The organism is Stenotrophomonas sp. YIM B13575, assembly GCF_042787595.1.
Taxonomy (GTDB): Bacteria; Pseudomonadota; Gammaproteobacteria; order Xanthomonadales; family Xanthomonadaceae; genus Stenotrophomonas; species Stenotrophomonas lactitubi_B.
The window spans coordinates 1-7315 of record NZ_JBHZOP010000204.1 but is presented as its reverse complement, the minus strand read 5'-3'; the positions used below and the strand labels follow the sequence as shown (position 1 = coordinate 7315).

Sequence of the window (7315 nt, the reverse complement as noted above, 5' to 3'; positions counted from 1 at the left end):
CGACGTGGAGGTCTTGCAGGCTTCTTTGGCGACCTGCAGTTTGAATCGAGCTTCGTACCTGTTCATGTATCCCTCGGGGTTGGATCTGGCGTCCAACTCCCGGGGGTCACTTCAAGGACGGGTTTACGGCGTCCCCGCAAACCCACAGTGCCCCGCCATCCCTCAGCAAACCCGCTGTTGCTGTGGCTCTGGCCTCTGCGGGTGCCGGGTGCAACCCGGCCGAACCCCCACCCTCAGGGCCAGGCGGGAGGCGCGGCGGCCCAGGCCTGCTGTACTTCGGCCAACGTCGCGCGTTCGTCATCGCGCCAGCCCGGCAACAGCTGCGCGTAACGACTGCTGTCGCGCCATTGCGCCGGCTCGGTGCGTACGGCAGCGGCATACCACTTCACCGCCTCCTGCTGCTGGCCCGCCCGCCACAGCGCCAATGCATAGCTCGGCGGCACCCAGCCGGGATTGCTGCGCAGGGTGCTGGCAGCGGCCTGCCACTGTTCCAGCGCGGCCAGCGCCTGGCCCTGCCGCAACAGGTCCCAGCCATAGTTCCAGCGTACGCTGCGGCCCAGCGCGCTCTGCACCGGCGCTTCGGCCAGTGCCTCGCGATAGAGCTTGTCGCCCAGTTCCGCGCGCCCCTGCGCAATGGCGACCGACGCCAGCTGCGCCGTGGCTTCCAGCCCCTTGCGGCCACGCTCGCGGTGCTTCAGCAGCTGTGCCACCAGGTCTTCGCCTTCACCCTGCACCACCGTGATCGGCGCGGCGGCGGCGTCGCTGTCGAAATAGAACTCCTGCGGTGCCGGCAATGCCGGCGCGGCCCACGCAGTGGCCGCTCCCGAGACCAGCAACACGCCGGCCAGGAACTGTCCTGCAACTGACATCCAGATTCCCCCAAGGTTGAAACACCAACCCTCCCTCTCTCTCCCCGATCCTAACCCCAGCACGGCCCTGGCGCGAGTGCCGGGGCCTTTGCCCCCCACTGTTACAATTCGCGCCTTTCCCGCCGCGTGTACCTGCGCGGCCGGTGCCAGCCGATCCTGACCAGGCCAGCCATGACCAGTACCGCGCAACTCACCTCACCCGCCTCCGCCGACCTGCTCGACCGTGATTACACGCTCGACCACAAGTACACCCGCAACGAAGGACGGATCTACCTGAGTGGCGTGCAGGCGCTGGTGCGGCTGCCGCTGATGCAGCGCCTGCGCGACGAAGCCACCGGCATCGACAGCGCCGGCTTCATCAGCGGCTATCGCGGCAGCCCGCTGGGCGGCTTCGACCTGGAGCTGTGGCGTGCGCGCAAGCACCTGGAAGCGGCCAAGGTGAAGTTCACCCCGGGCCTCAACGAGGATCTGGGCGCGACCATGGTGTGGGGCACCCAGCAGACCAACCTGTTCCCCGGCGCCAACGTGCAGGGCGTGTTCGGCATGTGGTACGGCAAGGGCCCGGGCGTGGACCGCTGTGGCGACGTGTTCAAGCACGCCAACGCCGCCGGCACCTCGCGCCATGGCGGCGTGCTGGCACTGGCCGCCGATGACCACGCCTGCCGCAGCTCGACGTTGCCGCATGGCAGCGAAGACGAATTCGTCAGCGCGATGATGCCGGTGCTGAACCCGGCCGGCGTGCAGGACATCCTCGACATGGGCCTGCTTGGTTGGGCGATGAGCCGTTACACCGGGCGCTGGGTCGGTTTCAAGACGATCGCCGAGACGGTGGAATCGTCGGCTTCGGTCGAGGTCGATCCGCTGGCCCGGCGCATCGTGCTGCCGGAGGACTTCGACATGCCCGCCGGCGGCCTCAACATCCGCTGGCCCGATCCGCCGCTGGACCAGGAGATGCGCCTGCACCGCTACGCGGTGAAAGCCGCGCAGGCCTTCGCCCGTGCCAACGGCATCGACAAGGTGGTGATGGACGCGCCGCGAGCGCGGCTGGGCATCGTCACCACCGGCAAGAGCTACCTGGACGTGCTGCAGGCGCTGGAGTACTTGGGCCTGGACGAGCAGGCCTGCGCCGACATCGGCATCCGCGTGTACAAGGTCGGCATGACCTGGCCGCTGGAGCCGGAAGGCATCGCACGCTTCGCGCAGGGCCTGGAGGACATCATCGTGGTGGAGGAGAAGCGTGCCTTCATCGAGCGCCAGATGAAGGAGCAGTTCTTCAACTGGCCGGCCAGCTGGGGCCAGCGCCCGTCCATCGTCGGCAAGTACGACGAAGCCGGCGAGTGGATCCTGCCGTCCACCGGCGAACTGACCCCGGCCACCATCGCCGGCGTGATCGGTCGCCGCATCCAGAAGTTCTTCAACAACGACTCCATCGAGCAGCGCCTGCAGTGGATGCAGGAAAAGGAAGCCGAGCTTGCGTTGCCGCGCGCCAGTTTCCCGCGCGTGCCGCACTACTGCTCCGGCTGCCCGCACAACACCTCCACCACCGTGCCGGAAGGTTCGCGCGCGCTGGCCGGCATCGGTTGCCATTACATGGTGACCTGGATGGACCGCAGCACCGACACCTTCACCCACATGGGTGGCGAAGGCGTGACGTGGGCCGGGCAGGCCGCCTTCACCGATACCCAGCACGTGTTCCAGAACCTGGGCGACGGCACCTATTTCCACAGCGGTTCGCTGGCGATCCGCCAGGCGATCGCCGCCGGCGTCAACATCACCTACAAGATCCTCTACAACGACGCGGTGGCGATGACCGGCGGACAGCCGGTGGACGGCCCGCTCAGCGTGCCGGACATCGCAAGGCAGATGCGTGCCGAGGGCATCCACACCATCATGGTGCTGTCGGACAACATCGCCAAGTGGACGCGCCAGCGCGAGCATTTCCCCAGCGACGTGGAGTTCCATGACCGCAGCGAGCTGGACGCGGTGCAGAAGCGCCTGCGCGAAGTGAAGGGTGTTTCGATCCTGATCTACGAACAGACCTGCGCCACCGAGAAGCGCCGTCGCCGCAAGCGCGGCAAGCTGGAAGATCCGCAGAAGCGGGTGATGATCAATTCGCTGGTCTGCGAAGGCTGTGGCGACTGCGGCAAGAAGAGCTTCTGCGTGTCGGTGCTGCCGAAGGAAACCGAGTTCGGGCGCAAGCGCGACATCGACCAGTCCAACTGCAACAAGGACTATTCCTGCGTCAACGGCTTCTGCCCGAGCTTCGTCACCGTGCACGGTGGCCAGCCGCGCAAGGGCAGCAAGCGCGATGCCTCCACGCTGCTGGACAACCTGCCGGCACCGGTGGTGCGCGGCACCCTGGAGCAGCCCTGGAACATCCTGATCACCGGCGTTGGCGGCACCGGCGTGGTGACCATCGGCGCCCTGCTGGGCATGGCCGGTCATCTTGAAGGCAAGGGTGCGTCGGTGCTTGATCAGACCGGGCTGGCGCAGAAGGGTGGCGCGGTAACCACGCACATCCGCATCGCCCGTCACCCGGACGACATCCATGCGGTGCGCATCGCCGCCGGTGAAGCCGACCTGGTGCTGGGCTGCGACATGGTGGTGGTCAACGATTACTGGGCACTGTCGAAGGTACGCGCGGGTCGTTCGCAGGTGGTGCTCAACACCTATGAAGCGATGCCGGGCACGTTCACCACGCGCCCGGACATGCAGTTTCCCGCCGCCGACATCATCGCCGGCGTGCGCGTGGCCCTGGGTGGCGAAGAGCCGCTGCTGCTGGATGCGACCCAGCTGGCCACCGCATTGCTCGGCGATGCGATCGCCGCCAACCTGTTCATCCTCGGCTACGCCTGGCAGCAGGGCCTGGTGCCGCTGTCGTTCGAGTCGCTGATGCGTGCCATCGAGCTCAATGGCGCCGCGGTGGCGATGAACCAGCAGGCCTTTGCCTGGGGCCGCCTGGCCGCGGTCGATCCGCAGGCCGTGCAGCAGGCGGCAGGCGTGGTGCGCAACCGCCATACCGACACCGAAAATACCCCAGGCCCGCTGCATGCACTGCCGCCGGGCGAATGGGAAGGCAACGAGTGGGGCGCTACCGCCGCACCGCGCAACACCGGTGACGAGCGCGAGCTGCGTGGGCTGCCGACGCATGGTGGCGATGTCGCTTTCCTGCCGTTGGACGACGCGCGCCTGTCGCGCTCGCTGGACGAGATGATCGAGCGCCGCTCGGCCTTCCTGACCGACTACCAGGATGCCGCCTACGCCAACCGCTACCGCACGCTGGTCGAGCGCGTGCGCGCGACCGAAGCCGAGCGCATCGGCGGCTCCACCGCGTTGACCGAGACCGTGGCCCGCTACCTGTTCAAGCTGATGGCGTACAAGGACGAATACGAAGTGGCGCGCCTGTACACCAGCGGCGATTTCCAGCGCCGCCTGCAGCAGCAGTTCGAGGGCGATTACCAGCTGCGCTTCCATCTGGCACCGCCGCTGTTCGCGAAGAAGGACGAACAGGGCCGGTTGCTGAAGAAGGAATATGGCCCGTGGATGTTCAAGGCGTTCGGCCTGCTGGCCAAGCTGAAGTTCCTGCGTGGCGGCCGCTTCGACGTGTTCGGCCGCACGGAAGAGCGCCGCATGGAGCGCAAGCTGATCGGCGATTACGAGGCGACCGTGCAGGTGCTGCTGGATGGCCTGGATGACGATCGCCTGGCACTGGCAGTGGAGATCGCCAGCGTGCCCGAGCACATCCGCGGCTTCGGTCACGTCAAGGAAGCACACTTCGAAAAGGCCAAGGCCCGCGAAGCGGTGCTGCTGGCGCAGTGGCGCAACCCGAAGGCGCTGCATATCGTGCAGGTGGCGTAGTAGCACACTACAAAAAGAAACCTATTGATTGCCTTTTGAGAAGGAAATCAATAGGTTGCCTGTGGCGCAGGAAAGAGATAGGTTGCGTGTCGTAAAGCAACCTATCCTTTGCGTACGTGATGGCGTACGGTCATCTTTCCCGAGGACTGCCGGTATGGACAGGCCGCCGCATACGGTGAGAACACCGCAGCAACTTGCGCCGCTGATGCGCGCGTTCAGACGCCAGGCCGGGCTGAGTCAAGCACAGCTTGCCGAGCGACTGGGCATCTCCCGCCAGGCAGTCGGCGCATTGGAACGCGATCCAGCGTCTGCCAGCTTCGAGCGATTGATGCGAGTCTGGGCCGTGTTGGGCCTGGAAATCAGCCTGCAGCAGCGAAGTCCCCGGGAAAACGCGTCGACTTCGGAGTGGTAAGCCATGGGTACGTTGCGGGTCTGGATGAATGGTGTCGAGGTGGCGCTCTGGGATGATGCGCGGAACCGGGCATCCCGCCTTTCCTACCTCAGCCAATGGATTGGTTCGACGCAGTCGCGACCACTGTCCCTTTCGCTCCCCCTGCTGCCCGACGGTGAAAGCCATCAGGGTCAGGTCGTCAACGACTACTTCGACAATCTTCTCCCCGATAACGTCACCATCCGCAACCGGATCCGCGACCGGTTCGCCACGCGCAGCAGCGATACGTTCGATCTGCTTGAAGCCATTGGCCGGGACTGTGTGGGCGCGGTGCAGCTGTTGCCACATTCGCGCACACCGGATGCCATCCAGCGGATAACGTTCGAACCATTGAATGACTCAGGCGTCGCTGAAGTCCTGCGCCAGGTCACAACAAGTGCATTGCCTGGCACATCTTCCAGCGACGATGCGTTCCGCATTTCCATCGCTGGAGCGCAGGAAAAGACCGGCCTGCTGCTGCACGATGGTCAATGGTGCATTCCTACCGGAAGTACGCCGTCCACGCACATCTTCAAGCTGCCGTTGGGTATCGTCGGCAACATGCGTGCGGACATGCACCAGTCCGTGGAGAACGAGTGGCTGTGCATGCACTTGCTGGCGGCCTTTGGTATTCCCGTCGCGGATACGCAGATGGGGCGTTTTGAAGATCAAGGTGCACTGATCGTCGAACGTTTCGACCGGCGACTGGCTGCGGATCGCACGTGGTGGCTTCGCTTGCCGCAGGAAGATATGTGTCAGGTCTTTGGCCTCCCCGCTGCCCGGAAGTACGAATCCGATGGCGGCCCCGGCATCGTGGCCATCATGGATCTGCTTCGGCAATCCGAGCAGCCTGAGGATCGAGCAACCTTCTTCAAGACGCAGATCCTGTTCTGGATGCTTGCCGCGACCGACGGCCACGCAAAGAACTTCAGCGTCCACATCGACGCGGGTGGGCGTTTCCGTCTGACCCCTGTCTACGACGTGCTGTCGGTATATCCCATCCTCGGCCGGGGGCCCAATCAACTCGATCCGCACAACGCGCAGCTTGCCATGGCGGTAGAGGGCAAGAACCGCCATCGAAAACTGCACCTTGTGCGACGCCGGCACTGGAATGAAACCGCACGCGCCTGTGGCGTAGCCGATGGCGCAGAGCCATGGATCGAAGCGTTGATCGCTTCCGTGGAACCCGCCATCGAACACGTCACACGCCAGCTTCCAAGCGGCTTCCCTTCGACCGTGTCCGAACCTGTTTTCAAGGGACTGCGTGCTGCGGCGACCCGTCTTTCCAGCATGGCCCCCGACGCCTGATCACCCCAGGCGCCACAGCAACACTCGGTTGTTGGCCGGCATGGACAGATCACCCAACCGGGTGAATCCGTTGTCCGCCGCCAGCGCCTGCACGGCTTCGGCATCGCGGATGCCGCTACGCGGATCACGCGCTTTCAGCCAGCCATCGAATTGCGCGTTGCTGTCGCTGCTGTAACGGCCGCCGTAATTGAAGGGGCCATACACCGCCAGCAGCGCGCCATGGCGCAGCAGGGGTGGAAGTGCGGCAAACAGGGCCTGCACGTGTTCCCAGCTCATGATGTGCAGGGTGTTGGCAGTGAATGCAGCATCGAACGTGCTGCCTTCCGGCAGGCTCAGGCCGGTCGCTGGCGGCAGCTCGACCTGCAGCGCCACCGGCGGCAGCAGGTTCAACAGCGCCGCCTCCGCGCGCCAGGCCTCGATGCCAGGCAGATGGTCCGGATGGTCGCTGGGCTGCCAGCGCAGCCAGGGCCAGCGCTCGGCGAAGAAGGCCGCATGCTGGCCGGTGCCGCTGCCGATCTCCAGCACCCGGTGGCGGTCGCCCATCCACGGGTCGAGCGCAGCGGCGATCGGTTCGCGGTTACGTTCGCAGGCTTCTGAATACGGCTTGCTCGACATCGAGACGGCGTCCAGGCGGGGTCGGCCTCATTGTGCACGAGGGGGTTACTGAGCAGGGCTGTGCCCTGCACCCGCAGAGGCAACGGCAACGGCCGAAGCAACAGCCGAAGCAACAGCAAAAGCTGGTTTCCTGTGGGTTGGCGGGGTGGGTCCGGTTGAGGGGGACGCCGTAAACCCATCCGTGGGGGCTTGGTCGCGGCATCCATGCCGCTCACACCCCCTCAACCGGACCCAC

General features: G+C 65.5%; 5 protein-coding genes. 3 read left to right on the top strand and 2 right to left on the bottom strand.

Translation table 11 applies throughout. From position 1 onward, the window contains the following. Positions 1 to 233: 233 nt before the first annotated feature. Entirely contained in the window at positions 234 to 869 is a 636-nt protein-coding gene (locus tag ACFX4F_RS21050) for a hypothetical protein (protein WP_099819502.1), read from the bottom strand. 171 nt (positions 870 to 1040) lie between these two features. Here ACFX4F_RS21050 and ACFX4F_RS21045 point away from each other — a divergent pair, with 171 nt between their 5' ends. The 3 genes from ACFX4F_RS21045 (at position 1041) to ACFX4F_RS21035 (ending at position 6465) form a co-directional block, all read left to right on the top strand. Beyond that, a complete protein-coding gene (locus tag ACFX4F_RS21045) occupies positions 1041 to 4727 on the top strand; it encodes an indolepyruvate ferredoxin oxidoreductase family protein (RefSeq protein ID WP_380658301.1) in 3687 nt (1228 codons plus the stop codon). Positions 4728 to 4881: 154 nt separating this feature from the next. Then, on the top strand, positions 4882 to 5139 hold the full coding sequence (locus tag ACFX4F_RS21040; RefSeq protein ID WP_380658299.1) for a helix-turn-helix domain-containing protein: 258 nt from the start codon (positions 4882 to 4884) through the stop codon (positions 5137 to 5139). Between the two features lie 3 nt (positions 5140 to 5142). Beyond that, the gene (locus tag ACFX4F_RS21035) at positions 5143 to 6465 is read left to right on the top strand and encodes a type II toxin-antitoxin system HipA family toxin (protein WP_380658297.1); all 1323 of its coding nucleotides are present in this window, start codon (positions 5143 to 5145) and stop codon (positions 6463 to 6465) included. Here the strand turns inward: ACFX4F_RS21035 and ACFX4F_RS21030 are convergent, their stop codons facing one another. Further along, a complete protein-coding gene (locus ACFX4F_RS21030; RefSeq protein ID WP_380658295.1) occupies positions 6466 to 7080 on the bottom strand; it encodes a DUF938 domain-containing protein in 615 nt (204 codons plus the stop codon). Between the last annotated feature and the right edge of the window lie 235 nt (positions 7081 to 7315).